Below are 15592 nucleotides of genomic sequence, written 5' to 3' on the forward strand. Positions count from 1 at the left end.
TTAAGTAGCAAACCTCTGCAACATCACCAAAAAGAAGGCCGCCCGGAGGCGGCCTTCTATCTGTTTAAGCGGGTGTTGAGGGTTTAACGGGCTTAGAAACCCATGCCGCCCATGCCACCCATGCCGCCGCCACCGCCGCCCGGCATCGCCGGAGCCGGCTCCTTCGGCAGTTCGGCGACCATGGCTTCGGTCGTCACCAACAGGCCGGCCACCGAGGCGGCGTCCTGCAGGGCGGTGCGCACCACCTTGGCCGGGTCGATGATGCCCTTTTCGACCATGTCGACGTAAGTCTCGGTCTGGGCATCGAAGCCGAAGGTCTCGGACTTGTTCTCGAGGATCTTGCCGACCACGATCGAGCCTTCGACACCGGCATTCTCGGAGATCTGCCGGATCGGGGCTTCCAGCGCCTTCAGCACGATATTGATGCCGGCCTGGACGTCGGAGTTGTCGTTATGGATGCGGCCGACCGCCTTCTTGGCGCGCAGCAGTGCCACGCCACCGCCCGGCACGATGCCTTCCTGAACGGCCGCACGGGTCGCGTTGAGGGCGTCCTCGACGCGATCCTTCTTCTCCTTCACTTCGATTTCGGTCGCGCCGCCGACGCGAATAATCGCGACGCCGCCGGCGAGCTTGGCCAACCGTTCCTGCAGCTTCTCGCGGTCGTAGTCCGAGGTGGTTTCCTCGATCTGCGCCTTGATCTGCGTCACGCGGGCCTCGATGTCCTTCTTCTTGCCGGCGCCCTTGACGATCGTGGTGTTCTCCTTGTCGATCACCACCTTGCCGGCGCGGCCGAGCATGTTGACGGTGACGCTCTCGAGCTTCATGCCGAGCTCGTCGGAGATCAGCTGACCGCCGGTCAGGATCGCGAGGTCTTCCAGCATCGCCTTGCGGCGATCGCCGAAGCCGGGCGCCTTGACGGCGGCGACCTTGAGGCCACCACGCAGGCGGTTGACCACGAGCGTCGCCAGCGCCTCGCCTTCGACGTCCTCGGCGATGATCAAGAGCGGACGGCCGGACTGCACCACGGCTTCCAGCACCGGCAGCATCGACTGCAGGCCGGACAGCTTCTTCTCGTGCAGCAGCACGTAGACGTCCTCGAGCTCGGCGGTCATCTTCTCGGCGTTGGTGACGAAGTAGGGCGAGAGATAGCCGCGGTCGAACTTCATGCCCTCGACGATGTCGACTTCGGTATCGAGCGACTTGTTTTCCTCGACCGTGATGACGCCTTCATTGCCGACCTTCTGCATCGCCTGCGCGATCATCTTGCCGATGGCGGCATCGCCATTGGCCGAGATGGTGCCGATCTGGGCGACCTCGGAGGAGGCGGCAACCGGCTTGGCGCGCTTCTCGATGTCCTTGGTCACGGCGGCGACCGCGATGTCGATGCCGCGCTTGAGGTCCATCGGGTTCATGCCGGCCGCGACCGACTTGGCGCCCTCGCGCACGATCGCCTGCGCCAGCACGGTGGCCGTCGTGGTGCCGTCGCCGGCGGTGTCGTTGGTCTTGGAGGCGACTTCGCGCAGCATCTGCGCGCCCATGTTCTCGAACTTGTCCTCGAGCTCGATTTCCTTGGCGACGGTGACGCCGTCCTTGGTGATGCGCGGAGCACCGAAGCTCTTTTCGATCACGACATTGCGGCCCTTCGGGCCGAGCGTCACCTTGACCGCGTTGGCGAGGATATCGACGCCGCGCAGCATGCGATCGCGGGCGTCTCCGGAAAATTTGACGTCTTTGGCAGCCATTTTAGACTCCTTGGTAATCGGGAAATTGGTCGCCGCGCTCTATCACTCGTCATTGCCGGGCTTGACCCGGCAATCCATCATCTTCGGAAGAAGGATGGATGCCCGGGTCAAGCCCGGGCATGACGGCGGTGGATGCCGCGGCCGTTCAGATTTCGTCTTAGCTCAGCACGCCCATGATGTCCGACTCCTTCATGATCAGGAGTTCTTCGCCATCGAGCTTGACCTCGGTGCCCGACCATTTGCCGAACAGCACGCGGTCGCCGACCTTGAGGTCGATCGGGATCAGCTTGCCGGCCTCGTCGCGGCCGCCGGGACCGACCGCGGTGATTTCGCCCTGCGAGGGCTTTTCCTTGGCGCTGTCGGGAATGATGATGCCGCCCTTGGTCTTTTCTTCGGCATCGATACGCTTGACCACGACGCGGTCATGCAGCGGGCGGAATTTGGATTTGGACATGAGGTTTCCTCTTCATTCCTCTGGGAGGCGCGGTTTCAGGTCTGGTTGCCATCGAAATTGGCCGGCAATGCCGGCTGTTCGAACCCATCCCGGGCGGGACGGCAGGTCCCCTTAGCAATCGCTGTATTTGAGTGCTAATTGTGGCCCCGGGGAATATGGCTTGGCGCGGTTCCTGTCAAGCAAGGGAGCCAAAGGCAAGCCAAGTGGAAGTAGACCGGGGCAGGATCCGAAAACGGTTAAGGCCTTGGTGAGGCCAATATAGGATGCTCGGTGAGAAACCAAATCGGAATGATGGCGTAGTTAAAGGGACGTCATTGCTCCGGCAGGCGTTTTACGGTTGGCTGCGGGATGGGCGGCTAGGAATTGGTCGGGGGATTGCGATGATCAGGTCAGTTAATGCGCGTACGGTTGCCAATCTGGCGATCGCCTCGGCGCTGACGGTTTTCCTCGGGGGCTGCGGCAGCATGAGCCTGCCATCGCTGTCCTCGAATTCATCACCCGAGCCGGTCGAGCCCGGGGTCGCCCCCGAAATGCCGGCTTCGATCCGCGCCGACGAGATCGTCGGCCGCTGGGGCCTTGCCTCGTTCCAGAACCCCGCCGACCGTGCCCGGACCGAGGCCGCGGCGAGGGGACAGTGCAAGCAGCCTTACGTGATCGGCGCCGGGCAGTCCGGCGGCGTGGTCATGCATCTGGCCGACCAGGCGACGCCGCAGGAACTGCGCCTCAAGGGCAGCCCGAGCGGCAAGAACTATATCGGCCCGCCCGGACCGACCCCCGGCGAGCAGGACCGCGAGATCGTGTCGTTCGACGGCCGCGTGCTGGTCACCCGCTTCGTCGACAAGGACGCTGCGGTCCGTTACGGCAACATGGTCTATGTGCGCTGCGCCCCGCGGGCGTGAGCCCGGTTTCCCGTCATTGCGAGCGAAGCGAAGCAATCCAGACTTCGTTTACCTCGTTTGCGGCTTTCTGGATTGCTTCGCGGAGCCTGTCATCGGGCGGCGCTTTGCGCCGACCCGTTGGCTCGCAATGACGATTTGAGGCACCACCAATCCTAAAACAAAAAAACGCCGGCATCGCTGCCGGCGTTTTTTCGTCTCCGATGCCGTCGCCTTGTGTCGCCACCCGGCGGGCGCAAAATCTTTAGTCGAACAGGGCGTCGATGTCGTCCTGCGAGGCGTGGCCGACGTCGCCGTCCATTTTCGGGCCGTTGAGCAGCTTGGCGTCGCCTTCGCGGGTATCGACGACCGGCGTGGCGTGAGCCTTGATCGCGTCGACGCCGCCCCAGATCTCCATCATCGCGTTGATGTGATTTTCGATGAACTTCATCGTCGTCATCACCTTGCTGATGCGCTGGCCGGTGAGATCCTGGAAATTGCAGGCCTCGAAGATCGAGATCACGCGTTCCTGGATTTCCTCGGCGAGCAGCTTCTGCTGGTCCGCCGAGATGTTCTTCGACAGCGCGCTGGCGGCCTGATCGATCGCTTCGGTGGCTTCGAGAATCTGCTGGGTGGCTTGTTCGGTGCCGCCGACGACGGCGCCGAGTTCGCCATTGACCTTGGCCATTTCCTCGCCATCGAAGCTGCGGCCGTGCAGCGTGGCGATTTCGCGCTTGGTGCGGTTGATGGCGTCGTGAATGAGGTCGAGCTCGACCTTGAGCTTTTCGCACTGTTCGATCTGGGCGCGATAGGTTTCCAGAAGCGTATGGGCTTCGGCCACTTCGCGCGCAACGCTGGCTTCCGCGGTTTCGGTCACTGCCGAGCGACCGCCGCCGGCGGCCATCTGGGCGCGGATCGAGCGCAGCTCGGACATGATCTCGCGATGCATCGGGCCGATGTCGCCGCCTTCTGCTACGGACATGGGCGCGTCGCCCATAATGGCTTCTTCGATACGAAAACGTTTGCGACCAATCGACATGAGTTTTTTCCCACCCCTTCACTTCCGGTGTTGTTTGTAGACCGACGCGATTTAACGTCAGGTTCACGCGGGGAACACGTTCGCGGTGCGCTTTGCCAGGGCCGCACACCAACGATTAACCATGAAGGGTCCGCGTTCACCCAAAATAAACGCTACCGGACAAATCAGCGCGCGGTTGGCGACGTGGTGAATCGAAACGCCGTTTCCGTTTACCAAACCGATTAGGTTTTCGTTTGTATTGATTGCGTGCAACGGCGTCGTGCAGGCGCCGAAGTGAACCACAGTGACGAAACAGTAACGAGTACGTCGATGTCTGGAAAAATCTCTCTCGCGCTCCTTGCGAGCGCCTCCCTCCTTTGCTTCGCCGATCAGGCTCAAGCGATCGACGCGGCGCCATCAGCAGAACCCACGGTGATCTATGCGCGTGAGCCCGCGCCATCAGCGCCGGTTCGAATGGCCTCTGCCGAAAACGCGAATATGGGCGGAGGCTTCATCCAGTTCCTGTTCGGCGATGCGCCGCAGGGCGGGCGTTACCAGCAACAGCAGCCGATGTATCAGCAGCAGCCGGACAACGGTTACGGCCGCCGTTCGCTGCTGCCGCCGATGGACCCGCAGCAGTCGATGCGTCCGCAGCAGCAGGAAGAGGCGGTCGACGAAAGGCAGCGTTCGTTCGATCCGAAATACGAAAAGCAGATGGTCGAATATCACGGCAAGGAAGGCGCCGGCACCATCGTCGTCGACACCCCGAACAAGTTCCTGTTCCTGGTGCAGGGCGACGGCAAGGCGCTGCGTTACGGCATCGGCGTCGGCCGTCCCGGCTTCACCTGGTCGGGCGTCAAGACCATCTCGGCGAAAAAGGAATGGCCGGCCTGGACGCCGCCTTCGGAAATGCTGGCGCGCCGCCCCGACCTGCCGCGCCACATGGAAGGCGGCCCGGCAAATCCGCTCGGCGCGCGTGCGATGTATCTGGGATCGACGCTCTATCGCATCCACGGCTCCAACGAGCCCTGGACCATCGGCACCAACGTCTCCTCCGGCTGCATCCGGATGCGCAACGAGGACGTGATCGATCTCTACGGCCGCGTCGGCGTCGGCGCCAAGGTCGTCGTCATCTAACATAGCGTTTTCAAGCGAAGTGGATTCCGGTTCGCGTCAAGAAAACGCGTCAAAAAAGAATCCCTTCACCTGAAATCAAAACGGCCGCCCGATCGGGCGGCCGTTTGTCGTTTCAGGACTGACGTGGCTCAGGCGAAATCGCTGTCCCCGTCGTCGCCGCCGTCGTCGTCATCGAAGCCGTCGGAGTCGTGATCCATGTCGTCGTTCGAGGCCTGGTCGAACAGACCGGCGCGCGAACCGCCGTCGTCGGCGGCGCGCTGGCCGGACGCGCCGGATGAGTTGATGTCGTTGATCCCGGCGTCACGCGCCAGATCGCTGCTCGACTGATCGCTCCACGGCTTCTGGTTGCCGCTCGAACCGCCGAAGGCGGACTGGTCGCCAAAGGCCTGGTGGTTGCCGCTGCCGCCCATCATCGAGCGGATGCTGCCGAGCAGCAGCGAGCCGCCGACCACGCCGGCCGCGGCCGCCGCCGCGGTTCCGAGAAACGAGCCGCCTCCGCCGCCGAACGCCGGCTGCTGTCCGCCATACTGCTGGGGGTAGCCTTGCGGCTGACCGTATGGCTGTCCGTATTGTTGTCCGGGCGCCTGGGCCTGCTGCATCACCTGACCGCTGTTCCATACCGGGCGGCCGCCGCTGATGTCGGGCGCGCGGACGTGCGGCACGGAGCCCGAACCTTGGCCGGAACCTTGCGGCTGGCCCTGTCCGAAGATGGCGTCGCGCATCGAATCGAGGAAGCCGCCGGATGGGTTGGGCTGGCCGGTTTGCGTGGCTTCCAGTTCCTGGATGCGGTCATGGGCACGCTTCAGCGCCTCGTCCTGCACCAGGGTGGTCTGCACCAGCGCATAGACCGCATTGGGCGCGGTACGCAGTCCCTGCATGATCGCGGACATGGCCTCGGAATCGCGCGGCGCGGTTTCGAGTTTGGCGAGCCGGTCGAAAAGATCGTCAATCAGTTGGCGTTCTTGCGGTGTCATGGCCTTCTCCTCGCGCCGAATGGGGATCGAAGCGCGGGGCAGATGTAGGCCGCCTTTGCGTCCCAAGTAGTGCTGGTGCGAATTAAATTTTGGTATGCGACAATCGGCGCGGCCGGTTTTGGTGAACCTTTTCAGGCCAGTGCTGATCAGGCGAGTGTTATATTGTTCGCCGTCAGCAGCGGCGGGAAATGCTCGCCGGCGAGATACGCGTGTTCGGCCTCGCGCTGGGTGGTCAGCGGATCGAGGCTTAGAAGCGTCTCGTCGACGAATCCCGGATGACACATCACGAGGCCGCCTTCCGGCAGCCCGTCAAGGAACTGCCGCATCAGAGCGCCGAAGTCAGGCGCCGTCGAAAAATCATAGGCGCCGGCAAAGGCCGGGTTGAACGGCAGCCCGGCGCGCGCGGCCCGTTTGCGGAATTGCGCGCTCAGCACGTCGAGCACCAGCGCCTTCGGCGCCGCCAGCCGTTGCGCCAGCGGTTGAATCCGTCCGCCCTGGCGCACCCAGGCGCCGGGGGCCGCTTCCTTGACCGCGCGCAGAAACCCGTCGCGCGCCTGCGGAAACAGTTGTGCATGCTGATGGCCGTCGACGAAGTCAGGCGCGCGGCCGAACAGATCCCGGAAGGCGGCGAGCTGCACCATCAGCTCGCCGTAAATCATCTCGACATCGAGCCGCCGCAACAGGCCCGCGCGCAACAGTTTCGGAAACGGCAAGAACATCCCGCCATCGGTCGGGCGGAAATGCATCGTCAGCGGGCGGAACGGCGCGGTCAGCGTCGCGTGCAGGCCGATGGCGCAGCGCGGGCTTTTGGCGGCGACCTCCCGCAGGGCCTTGACCTCGTCGCGGCCGATGGCGGCGCCAACCACCATCACCGAGGTCGCATTGAGACGGCCGCGGTCGATCAGGTCGCGGATGGCGCGGTTGACGCCCTCGGCGAGGCCGTAATCGTCGGCGCACAGCCAGATCCGGCGCGGCGACGCGGCGTCGTTCATTCGGCGGCGGTCCGCTCAGCCGTACTGGTGGCCGTCTCGCCGTCGGCGCGCTTCTCGGAATGTTCGGCGACGAAGTAGATCGGCCGCGCTTTCAGTTCCGACAGGATCTTGCCGATATATTCGCCGACGATGCCGATCATGATGAGCTGCACGCCGCCGATCGTCATCAGGCCGATCACCAGCGAGGGATAGCCGGGCACTTGCTTGCCGGTGGTCCAGACCTCCCACAGAATGGAAAGCCCGAACAGGAATGCGCCGCCGGCGAGCACCACGCCGGCGAGGCTGGCGAAGCGCAACGGGGCCACCGAGAACGAGGTCAAGCCTTCGATCGACAGGCCGATCAGCCGGCCCGGGCTGAAAGTGGTGACGCCATGGGCGCGCGGCGCCGGTTCGTAGTCGACGCGGATCTGGCGGAAGCCGATCCAGGTGGCGAGACCCTTGAAGAAACGGTTGCGCTCGGGAAGTTGCTTCAGCGCCGCTGCGGCGCGCGGCGACAGCAGACGGAAGTCGCCGGCGTCCTCGGGGATCTTCTGCCGTGCGCCCCAGTTGATCAGCGCGTAGAAGCCGCGCACGGCTTGCCGGCGCAGGAACGATTCATTGTCGCGATGCGCCTTCGCGGTATAGACCACGTCGTAGCCGTCATCGATCCAGTGACCGACGAGTTTCTCGACCAGATCCGGCGAATGCTGGCCGTCGCCGTCCATGAACAGCACCGCGCCGCGGCGGACATGGTCCAGTCCGGCCATCAAGGCGGCTTCCTTGCCAAAATTGCGCGACAGCGACACCACCTGGACGTCGAGCGCCTCGGCCTTGAGTCCGCGCGCGATCGACAGCGTCGCATCGGCGCTGCCGTCGTCGACATAGACGACTTCGCAGCCGAGCCGGTAGCGCGCGTGCAGCGTCTTGGCCAGACCGATCAGCCGCTCGTGCAGCGCAGCAAGGCCGGCGGCCTCGTTGTAGACGGGCACGACGATCGACAGTCCCTGCGCCGCAGCATTGGCCGCGGTGGTGGACAGTCCGGAAACATCGGTACCCAGCATCATCGTGTCAGTTCCAAGCTTGCTCATATCAAACATATGGCAATCGCCGCGCCTTGTCGCCACAGCCGTGGGAACCGGCGGTACGCCCTATCGCCGCAGGAACGCCTCGAGCCGGGCGAACAGCGGGTTTTCGCGGTCGAGCACGTAATCGAGCGAGGCCACCGACACCGTGTCGGCGCCGTGCTCGCGCAGGAAACTGCCGAGCGCGTAAATCTGCATCGGCGGGCAGTGCAATGTCAGCATGCCCGACGAGGTCGGACCGCCGAACGGGGCCACCACGCCGAAGCGGTTATGGGCTTCCGCCAGCAGCGTATCGTTGCAGCCGGCAAAACGGGTACGCACTTCGCGATACTTGCTGGCGCGGGCGCGGGCGGCGATGTGATCCAGGATCACCCGCGCAGTCTCGCGGGCCGCGTCCGACCAGTCGGCGTCTTTGGAGGCGACGAGATTGGCCTGGCTGCGCAGGATCACGCCGTCGTCGAGTACCTTGAGCCCGTTGGCGGAAAGCGTCGCGCCTGTCGTGGTGATATCGACGATCATTTCTGCGGTGCCGACGGCGGGTGCGCCTTCGGTGGCGCCGGCACTCTCGATGATGCGGTAGTCGACCACGCCGTGGGCGGCGAAGAAGTTGCGCGTCAGGTTGATGTACTTGGTCGCGACCCGCATCCGCCGGTTATGCTGGGCGCGAAAGCCCGTGGTGACGTCGTCAAGATCGGCCATGGTGCGGACGTCGATCCAGGCCTGCGGTACCGCGACCACGACGTTGGCGCTGCCGAAACCGAGGCTGTCGATCAGCAGCACGCGCTTGTCGGCGTCGGCAATGCTCTCGCGCAACAGGTCTTCGCCGGTGACGCCGAGGTGCACCATGCCGCGCGCCAGTTGCGAGGCGATCTCGCTGGCCGAGAGATACGCGATCTCGACATTGGCGAGGCCTGGTATCGTGCCGCGATAGTCGCGCGCGCCGCCGGGCTTGGCCAGCGTCAATCCGGCGCGGGCGAAAAAGGCTTCGGCGTTTTCCTGCAGGCGGCCTTTCGAAGGGACCGCGAGAACGAACGGCGCGGTCATGCGGCGCTCCCTTGAGCTGGTGCTGGCGCACCGGGTTTGCCGAGCTGCGTCAGCGCCTCGATCCACACCGAAAATCCGACCGCGGGGATCGGCGTCGCAGCACCAAGCTGGGTCATCAGCCCGTCATAGCGCCCGCCGGCCACCAGCGGCTCGACGCCGCTGCCTTTGGCGTGCAGTTCGAATTCAAAACCGGTGTAGTAGTCGAGGCCGCGACCGAACGAGGTCGAGAAGCGGGTCATCGAGGTGTCGATGCCGCGCGCGGCCATGAAGCCGACCCGGCTTTCGAGCTGGTCGATCGCCGCCGTCAGATCGAGTTTGGCGTCGGCGGCCAGCGCGCGCAGTTGCGCCACCGCTTCGTCCGGATCGCCTGAGATCGCAAGGAAGCGCTTGATGATGCCGAGCGCATCGCGCGGCAGCGCGCCGCCCTTCAAGGTCGACTGTTCGAGGAAGCGGTCGGCGATTTCGGAAACCGAGCGGCCGCCGACATTGGTGGTGCCGGCGATCGACATCAGGTCGGTCACCAGCGCCAGCGCCGCCTTGCGGTCGGAACCGGCCAGTGCTGCCAGCACGCCCTCATATTCGTTGCGGCCCGGTGCGGCCGCGAGCGTCAGCCGCTCGATGTCGTCGGTCAGGCTGAGCTTGCGGTTGAAATCCTTGATCAGCCGCCGTCGCCAGACGGGATAGAGGTTGAGCGCGTCGATCAGCGCGATGAACAAAGCGACGTCGCCGGTGCGGATTTCGACATCCTTCAATCCGAACGCGGCGGTGGCTGCCAGCGCCAGCCCCAGCATTTCGGCATCCGCCGCGGCGCGGTCCTGCCGTCCGAAGGATTCGATGCCGGCCTGCAGGAACTCGCTCGGCTGGCCGCCGCGATAACGGAACACCGGGCCGAGATAACTGAAGCCGATGGGCTGGCCGGCGCGGCCGGAGGCGAGATAGTCGCGCGCGACCGGAATGGTGAGGTCGGGCCGCAGGCAGAGTTCCTCGCCGCTGGCATCGGTGGTCAGGTAAAGGCTCTTGCGGATGTCTTCGCCGGAAAGGTCGAGGAACGGCTCGGCCGGCTGCAGGATCGCGGGCTCGGCCTGGACGTAGCCGGCTTGCGCAAACGACAACAGCAGCGCGTCCGCCCAGGCGGCGGACCCGGCAACCCCTCGGGCAGCGGCGGTTACGGTCATTTTGACGTCCAAATACCCGGAAAACCGGGTTTCAGGGGGTGAACGGGCAGATTCTAGGGCTCTCGGCGCAGGCCTTAGCATGGCCCGGGCGGGGTTTCGACAGGGATTGGGCAAGTCGCTTAACGAAGGCCTTGAGGTCGGAAGGCTTGAGGTCAGGAGGTTTGGGCCGGGCAGGCCGCCATTTCAGGCCCGGTCGCGTCCGCCGGCCCAATCCTGTATGATCGGGCATCGACAGGAGCCGCCCATGCTTGCCTGGATCGCTTTCATCGCGCTCTTCATTCTTCCCGTCGCGTTCCTGGCCGGCCGTTATACGGCCAGGCATGCGATCGCGAAGGGCCGCTCCGAGCTCGCCTGGTTCTTCTGGGGCGCGCTGCTGTTCCCGCTGTTCCCGTTTCCTTGCGTCATCGTGGACCTGATGCCGCCTCGCAACCGGCAGATGGCAATCACCTAACGGCTTTGCCTGCCCAATCGCCCAGCGCGGTCTGCACCAGCGCCAGCGCTGCGACACCCGCCGTATCGGCGCGCAGGATTCGGGGTCCCAGCGAGAGCCGCAGGATCTTGGGCTGACGCAGCAGCACCGCGCGCTCTTCCTCGGCAAATCCGCCCTCGGGCCCGATCAGGATGTCGATGCCATCCGGAATGTCGATGCCGTCGGCGGCGGCTGCCTGTTGCAGCGCCTGCACCGGATTGGCGGCCTCAGCCGCCTCGTCGCAGAACACCAGCAGGCGTGAAGGTTGGCGCTGGCCGAGATAGCGGTCGAGCGCCACCGGCTCGGCCACCTCGGCGAGGCTCAGGATGCCGCATTGCTCGGCCGCCTCGATCACATTGGCGCGCATCCGCTCGCTGTTGACCCGCGAGACCTGGGTGTGGCGGGTCAGCACCGGCTGCAGGCGCGACGCGCCCATTTCGACCGCCTTCTGCACCATGTAGTCGAGCCTTGCGTGCTTGAGCGGCGCGAACACGTAGGCGATGTCGGGCAGGCGATCCTGCGGCCGCGTCGGCGTCACGATGATGAGCGCGTCGGGCCGCTTGCGGCCGGCGATCTGCGCCTGCCATTCGCCGTCGCGACCGTTGAAGACCAGGATCGTATCGCCGGCGGCCAGCCGCAGCACATTGCCGAGATAGTTGCTTTGGTTGCGCTCCAGCGCCACCGTCTGCCCCGCCTTGAGGGGAGCATCGACAAACAGGCGCGGGGCGCTAAAATCGAATTCAGGCATCGGTCAGGGTCCAGTCCGGGCCGCCTTTTAGCCCAAAGCGCTGAAGTCAGGAGTCTGTTTTTGGCGGTTGGCGCGGCCCGGCGCCGGGCAAACGCCCTATTCCAGAGATTGTCTCGCCCATGATCCGTTGCTTGACCCTGTTGCTGACATTGGTTGCCACCGCCTTGAACGCCGGTTGGGCCTTGGCGCAAAGCGCTTCCAACAACCGGGCCTGCGTGCAGGCCTTCGCGCCGCTGCGCGAAGAGGCGGAGAGCCGCGGCAGGCTGATCAAGGCTGCGAGCGAGCGCCATGCGCCGCCGCAAGAGGCTTGCAGGCTGATCGGAGAATTCGCCCAGTCCGAAGTCCGGATGATCAAATATCTGGAAGCCAATTCGGCCGAATGCGGCGTGCCGCAGCGGACCGCCGACCAACTCAAGGCCGGCCACCAGCGCACCGAGGCCCTGCGGATGAAACTCTGCGCGACAGGACTGCAGAAGCGGGGACCCGTCGGCGACTTCCATGGCATCAGCAACATCAGCCTGCGGACCGAACCGGCTCGGCCGCGCGGACCGGTCGGCGACTTCGACAAAGTCCGTTAGCTGCCCGTCTCGGGCATGAAGTCCGCGTTCAGGCAGATTTGATGTTCCAATGGCGTCGCCTTTAACCGAAACGACCCGAATCAGGGGCAATATTGGCTGCTGATGTGGCTCTACGCCGCGCTGTTGCCCTATTCGACGGGTTGTTAAGGGCATCCAGCAATCGTAAAAAGCCCCAACGGAGATCGTGCTTCGATCGGAAGACGTAGGGCCCCGCTGGGCTTTGCCGGAGAAACACCCTTGATGATCCGCCGCCTTATTGTGCCGTTGACAGTTGCCGTCGCGACCTTTCACGCCGGTCACGCTTTCGCGCAGGGCGCCTTTCCGGCCCCGCTGCCCAATGGTCAAATGGCGCCGCCTGCCGCTTCGTCGCCGGCGAATGACTCGGCTTTTACCAGAGGCGCCGCACCGGTTTCCGGCCCGGGGTTCGGTGGTGCCGGGCCGCAGCCATCCCCCGGTGGAGCTTCCGGGTCTTCCGACGCCTGCATGAAGGGCTTTGTTCCCTTGCGCGAAGAGGCGGAAAAGCGCGGCAAGCTGATCAAGGCCGCGAGTGAACGCCATGCGCCCCCGGATGAGGCCTGCAAGCTGATCCGCAATTTCGGCGCGTCCGAAATCAAGATGATCAAGTATATCGAAACCAATGCGGCGAAGTGCGGAATTCCGCAGCAGATCGGCGACCAGCTCAAATCCGGCCACGTGAACACCGAGAAGATGCAGAACCAGGTCTGCAATGTCGCGCAGCAGGCGGCAAACCAGCAGCGGTCGGCCACCCCCAGCCTCAGCGACGTGCTGGGCACGTCGACGGCATTGCCCGAGGCGCAGACCGCGAAGAAGGGCGGCAGTACCTTTGATACCTTGAACGGCAACGTTCTGACGCGATGACGCGCGCCCCGATAATCTCGAACCCGCTAACCTCGACCTCATGAGCGACGCCACCGCCCGCGTTGCCGATGCGACCGGCAACTGGGTCGATACGCGCGCGCCGTCCTGGTCGCGGCCTTATCTGCGGCTCGCCCGTTTCGACCGTCCGATCGGATCCTGGCTGTTGTTGATGCCGTGCTGGTGGTCGGCGGCGCTGGCCGCCGGCGTCGCGCGCGATGTCAGACCGTTGGCGTTCGTGGTCGTGCTGTTCTTCATCGGCGCCTTCGTGATGCGCGGGGCCGGGTGCACCTGGAACGACATCACCGATCGCGACCTCGACGCCAGGGTCGAGCGGACGCGGTCGCGGCCGATACCGGCAGGCCAGGTGAGCGTGTCGCAGGCCCTTGTCTTTCTGGTGCTGCAGGCCCTGATCGGGCTCGCCGTGCTGCTGCAGTTCAACCGCTTTGCGATCATGACCGGCATCGCGTCGCTGGTGATCGTCGCGGTCTATCCGTTCATGAAGCGCATCACCTGGTGGCCGCAGGTCGTGCTCGGCCTGGCGTTCTCCTGGGGCGCGCTGATGGGCTTTGCGGTCATGCTCGGGCGGATCGATCTCACCGCACTCACGCTCTACGCCGGCTCGATCGCCTGGGTGATCGGCTACGACACCATCTATGCGCATCAGGATGCCGAGGACGACGCGCTGATCGGCATCAAGTCCACCGCGCGCCTGTTCGGCGCCCGCACCCACCGTGCGCTGGTCGTGTTCTACGCACTCGCGGTGGTGCTGATCGGTGTGGCGCTGGGGCTGGCCGGCGCGCGATGGCCGGCATGGCTCGGGTTAGTCGCGTTCGCGGCCCATCTGGCCTGGCAGATTCGAAGGCTCGATATCAGCGATCCCGCGCTGTGCCTGCGCGTTTTCAAATCCAACCGCGATGCCGGGCTGTTGCTGTTCGCAGGCTTGCTGGTGGATGCGGTGATGCGGGCGTGATGGCCCCGTCATTGCGAGGAGCGATAGCGACGAAGCAATCCATGTCTCCCCGCGCGATGGGTTGCCTCGCGAAGTCTGTCATCGGGTGCGCGTATGCGCCGCCGGTGCCTCGCCGGGCGTGGACTCATTAGCGCGCAATCCGCCAATGTTCTGAATCTGCTTCCGCTGATGGCGGACATGGCCGCATTTGCTGCCGGGCGCCCGTGTAGCGAATGACCCGGAAGTCGAGCAGAGGATGGGTCCGGGCAAGCGTTTTGCTTGGGGTGCGGAGATAAGTCTGGTAAATTTAGCTAAGTTAGTGTGCCCGGGCCGTTGGCGGCGCGGAGACTACGGTGACCACAGTGTCCCTGTCGGTTATTGCGGAACGATAGTAGAGCCGCATCCCCTCTATATGTCTTGCGAACGTTTCGTCCTGGCCCGGCAACGCGGTCGTAAGTGCCGCTCCGATTCGACATCGTGGTTGTGGCTTGCGGCCATCGGCGACAGAGCCGAAGGTAACGCAAAAACGCACGGAGGAATCTCATGGCCGGCTCGAATCATGAAAGCGCTCCCTTGCAGTGGTCGGTGTTCATCACCAAGCGGCCTGGCCTCAACCGCGAGCTGCCGTCAGGCTACGAGTCCCTAGCCTGGGTACCTAATTCGTCCACACTGATCTATGGCGAGCGGGATGCCGTGCTGGTCGACACTTTCCTTACCGCCGAAGCCTCGCAGGCCCTGGCGGACTGGGTCGCGGCGAGCGGCAAGAACCTGACCACGATTTACGCGACCCACGGCCACGGCGATCATTTTTTTGGCATCGGACTGCTCAGGCAGCGCTTCCCCCATGCACGGGCAGTGGCAAGACCGGACATCGTGGAGGTCATGCGTCACGAGCTCGATCCGCCCTATTTCAACAGCTTCTGGAATTCGCGCTTTCCCGGCCAGCTCCCGCAACAGCTCGCGGTGGCCGAGGCACTCGAAGGGAATATCATCGAACTGGAAGGGCACCAGTTGGTCTTGATCGACACCGGCTATACCGACACGGCCTTGTCCACGAGTCTGCACGTCCCTTCCATCGATCTGGTGGTGGCCGGGGACGCCGCCTACAACGGCGTGCATCCCTATATGGCGGAGGGCAACCCGCAAACCTGGCTCAAATGGATCGCCGCTCTCGACAAGCTCGAATCGCTGAAACCCCGCACCGTGATCGCCGGCCACAAACGGCCCGAGAACGACGACCACCCTCGGATCATCGAGGAAACGCGCAGTTATTTCCGGGACTTCATGCGCCTCAACGAGGAAACCACGACCGTGCGCGAACTCTTCGACCGGATGATGGAGCTTCATGGAGACCGGGCCAATCCCGGTTCACTCTGGGGCGGAGCGACGGCCGCCAAGGCACAGCATAACTCATGACTGATAAATTGCCGGGCCAAGGCTGCGATGCACGAGGTCCGTCTTTGCACGAAACCGACATAGCCCGCATGGTCGCCCACG

The 15592-nt window shown here is 64.5% G+C and carries 17 protein-coding genes; 7 read left to right on the plus strand and 10 right to left on the minus strand.

Annotated elements, in window-relative coordinates; translation table 11 throughout:
- Window positions 1–92: 92 nt before the first annotated feature.
- A complete protein-coding gene (gene groL / locus BLS26_RS24900) occupies window positions 93–1742 on the minus strand; it encodes a chaperonin GroEL (RefSeq protein WP_092515236.1) in 1650 nt (549 codons plus the stop codon).
- A 157-nt stretch (window positions 1743–1899) separates the two neighbouring features.
- Window positions 1900–2196, minus strand: a complete 297-nt coding sequence (groES, locus tag BLS26_RS24905; RefSeq protein WP_092515237.1) for a co-chaperone GroES — start codon at window positions 2194–2196, stop codon at window positions 1900–1902.
- Window positions 2197–2576: 380 nt separating this feature from the next.
- Between groES and BLS26_RS24910 the strand changes: the two genes are divergently transcribed.
- Entirely contained in the window at window positions 2577–3095 is a 519-nt protein-coding gene (locus BLS26_RS24910) for a hypothetical protein (protein WP_172804681.1), read from the plus strand.
- Window positions 3096–3336: 241 nt separating this feature from the next.
- Here the strand turns inward: BLS26_RS24910 and BLS26_RS24915 are convergent, their stop codons facing one another.
- Together BLS26_RS24915 and BLS26_RS36360 are read right to left on the minus strand one after the other, a co-directional pair.
- The gene (locus BLS26_RS24915; RefSeq protein ID WP_092515239.1) at window positions 3337–4110 is read right to left on the minus strand and encodes a protein phosphatase CheZ; all 774 of its coding nucleotides are present in this window, start codon (window positions 4108–4110) and stop codon (window positions 3337–3339) included.
- 63 nt (window positions 4111–4173) lie between these two features.
- Window positions 4174–4488 carry a hypothetical protein gene (locus tag BLS26_RS36360; protein ID WP_172804510.1) on the minus strand — a complete coding sequence of 105 codons (315 nt, stop codon included), beginning with the start codon at window positions 4486–4488 and terminating at the stop codon, window positions 4174–4176.
- Here BLS26_RS36360 and BLS26_RS24920 point away from each other — a divergent pair.
- Entirely contained in the window at window positions 4420–5226 is an 807-nt protein-coding gene (locus tag BLS26_RS24920) for a L,D-transpeptidase (protein WP_092515240.1), read from the plus strand. The genes BLS26_RS36360 and BLS26_RS24920 overlap by 69 nt on opposite strands.
- A 128-nt stretch (window positions 5227–5354) precedes the next feature.
- On the opposite strand, the gene BLS26_RS24925 is transcribed toward BLS26_RS24920, so the two are convergent.
- From BLS26_RS24925 to BLS26_RS24945, 5 genes are all read right to left on the minus strand, one after another.
- Window positions 5355–6200 carry a DUF2076 domain-containing protein gene (locus tag BLS26_RS24925; protein WP_092518534.1) on the minus strand — a complete coding sequence of 282 codons (846 nt, stop codon included), beginning with the start codon at window positions 6198–6200 and terminating at the stop codon, window positions 5355–5357.
- Between the two features lie 146 nt (window positions 6201–6346).
- Window positions 6347–7192, minus strand: a complete 846-nt coding sequence (locus BLS26_RS24930) for a ChbG/HpnK family deacetylase (RefSeq protein WP_092515241.1) — start codon at window positions 7190–7192, stop codon at window positions 6347–6349.
- A complete protein-coding gene (locus BLS26_RS24935; protein ID WP_092518536.1) occupies window positions 7189–8235 on the minus strand; it encodes a glycosyltransferase family 2 protein in 1047 nt (348 codons plus the stop codon). The genes BLS26_RS24930 and BLS26_RS24935 overlap by 4 nt, the downstream gene beginning before the upstream one ends.
- Before the next feature lie 84 nt (window positions 8236–8319).
- Entirely contained in the window at window positions 8320–9297 is a 978-nt protein-coding gene (gene hisG / locus BLS26_RS24940; RefSeq protein ID WP_092515242.1) for an ATP phosphoribosyltransferase, read from the minus strand.
- Window positions 9294–10472, minus strand: coding sequence for an ATP phosphoribosyltransferase regulatory subunit (locus tag BLS26_RS24945; RefSeq protein WP_092518538.1), 1179 nt, complete (start codon window positions 10470–10472; stop codon window positions 9294–9296). The genes hisG and BLS26_RS24945 overlap by 4 nt, the downstream gene beginning before the upstream one ends.
- A gap of 244 nt (window positions 10473–10716) precedes the next feature.
- Here BLS26_RS24945 and BLS26_RS24950 point away from each other — a divergent pair, with 244 nt between their 5' ends.
- The gene (locus tag BLS26_RS24950; RefSeq protein ID WP_157676585.1) at window positions 10717–10923 is read left to right on the plus strand and encodes a hypothetical protein; all 207 of its coding nucleotides are present in this window, start codon (window positions 10717–10719) and stop codon (window positions 10921–10923) included.
- Here BLS26_RS24950 and BLS26_RS24955 read toward each other — a convergent pair.
- Window positions 10916–11689, minus strand: coding sequence for a 16S rRNA (uracil(1498)-N(3))-methyltransferase (locus BLS26_RS24955; RefSeq protein ID WP_092515244.1), 774 nt, complete (start codon window positions 11687–11689; stop codon window positions 10916–10918). The genes BLS26_RS24950 and BLS26_RS24955 overlap by 8 nt on opposite strands.
- A 119-nt stretch (window positions 11690–11808) precedes the next feature.
- Between BLS26_RS24955 and BLS26_RS24960 the strand changes: the two genes are divergently transcribed.
- From BLS26_RS24960 to BLS26_RS24975, 4 genes are all read left to right on the plus strand, one after another.
- On the plus strand, window positions 11809–12267 hold the full coding sequence (locus tag BLS26_RS24960) for a hypothetical protein (RefSeq protein ID WP_092515245.1): 459 nt from the start codon (window positions 11809–11811) through the stop codon (window positions 12265–12267).
- 240 nt (window positions 12268–12507) lie between these two features.
- Window positions 12508–13146 (plus strand): hypothetical protein, encoded by a 639-nt coding sequence (locus BLS26_RS24965; protein ID WP_092515246.1) that lies wholly within the window; start codon window positions 12508–12510, stop codon window positions 13144–13146.
- 40 nt (window positions 13147–13186) lie between these two features.
- Window positions 13187–14116 carry a 4-hydroxybenzoate octaprenyltransferase gene (gene ubiA / locus BLS26_RS24970; RefSeq protein WP_092515247.1) on the plus strand — a complete coding sequence of 310 codons (930 nt, stop codon included), beginning with the start codon at window positions 13187–13189 and terminating at the stop codon, window positions 14114–14116.
- Between the two features lie 522 nt (window positions 14117–14638).
- On the plus strand, window positions 14639–15511 hold the full coding sequence (locus BLS26_RS24975) for an MBL fold metallo-hydrolase (RefSeq protein ID WP_092515248.1): 873 nt from the start codon (window positions 14639–14641) through the stop codon (window positions 15509–15511).
- The last annotated feature ends 81 nt before the right edge of the window (window positions 15512–15592 follow it).

Source organism: Afipia sp. GAS231, from assembly GCF_900103365.1.
In the GTDB taxonomy this organism is placed as follows: Bacteria; Pseudomonadota; Alphaproteobacteria; order Rhizobiales; family Xanthobacteraceae; genus Bradyrhizobium.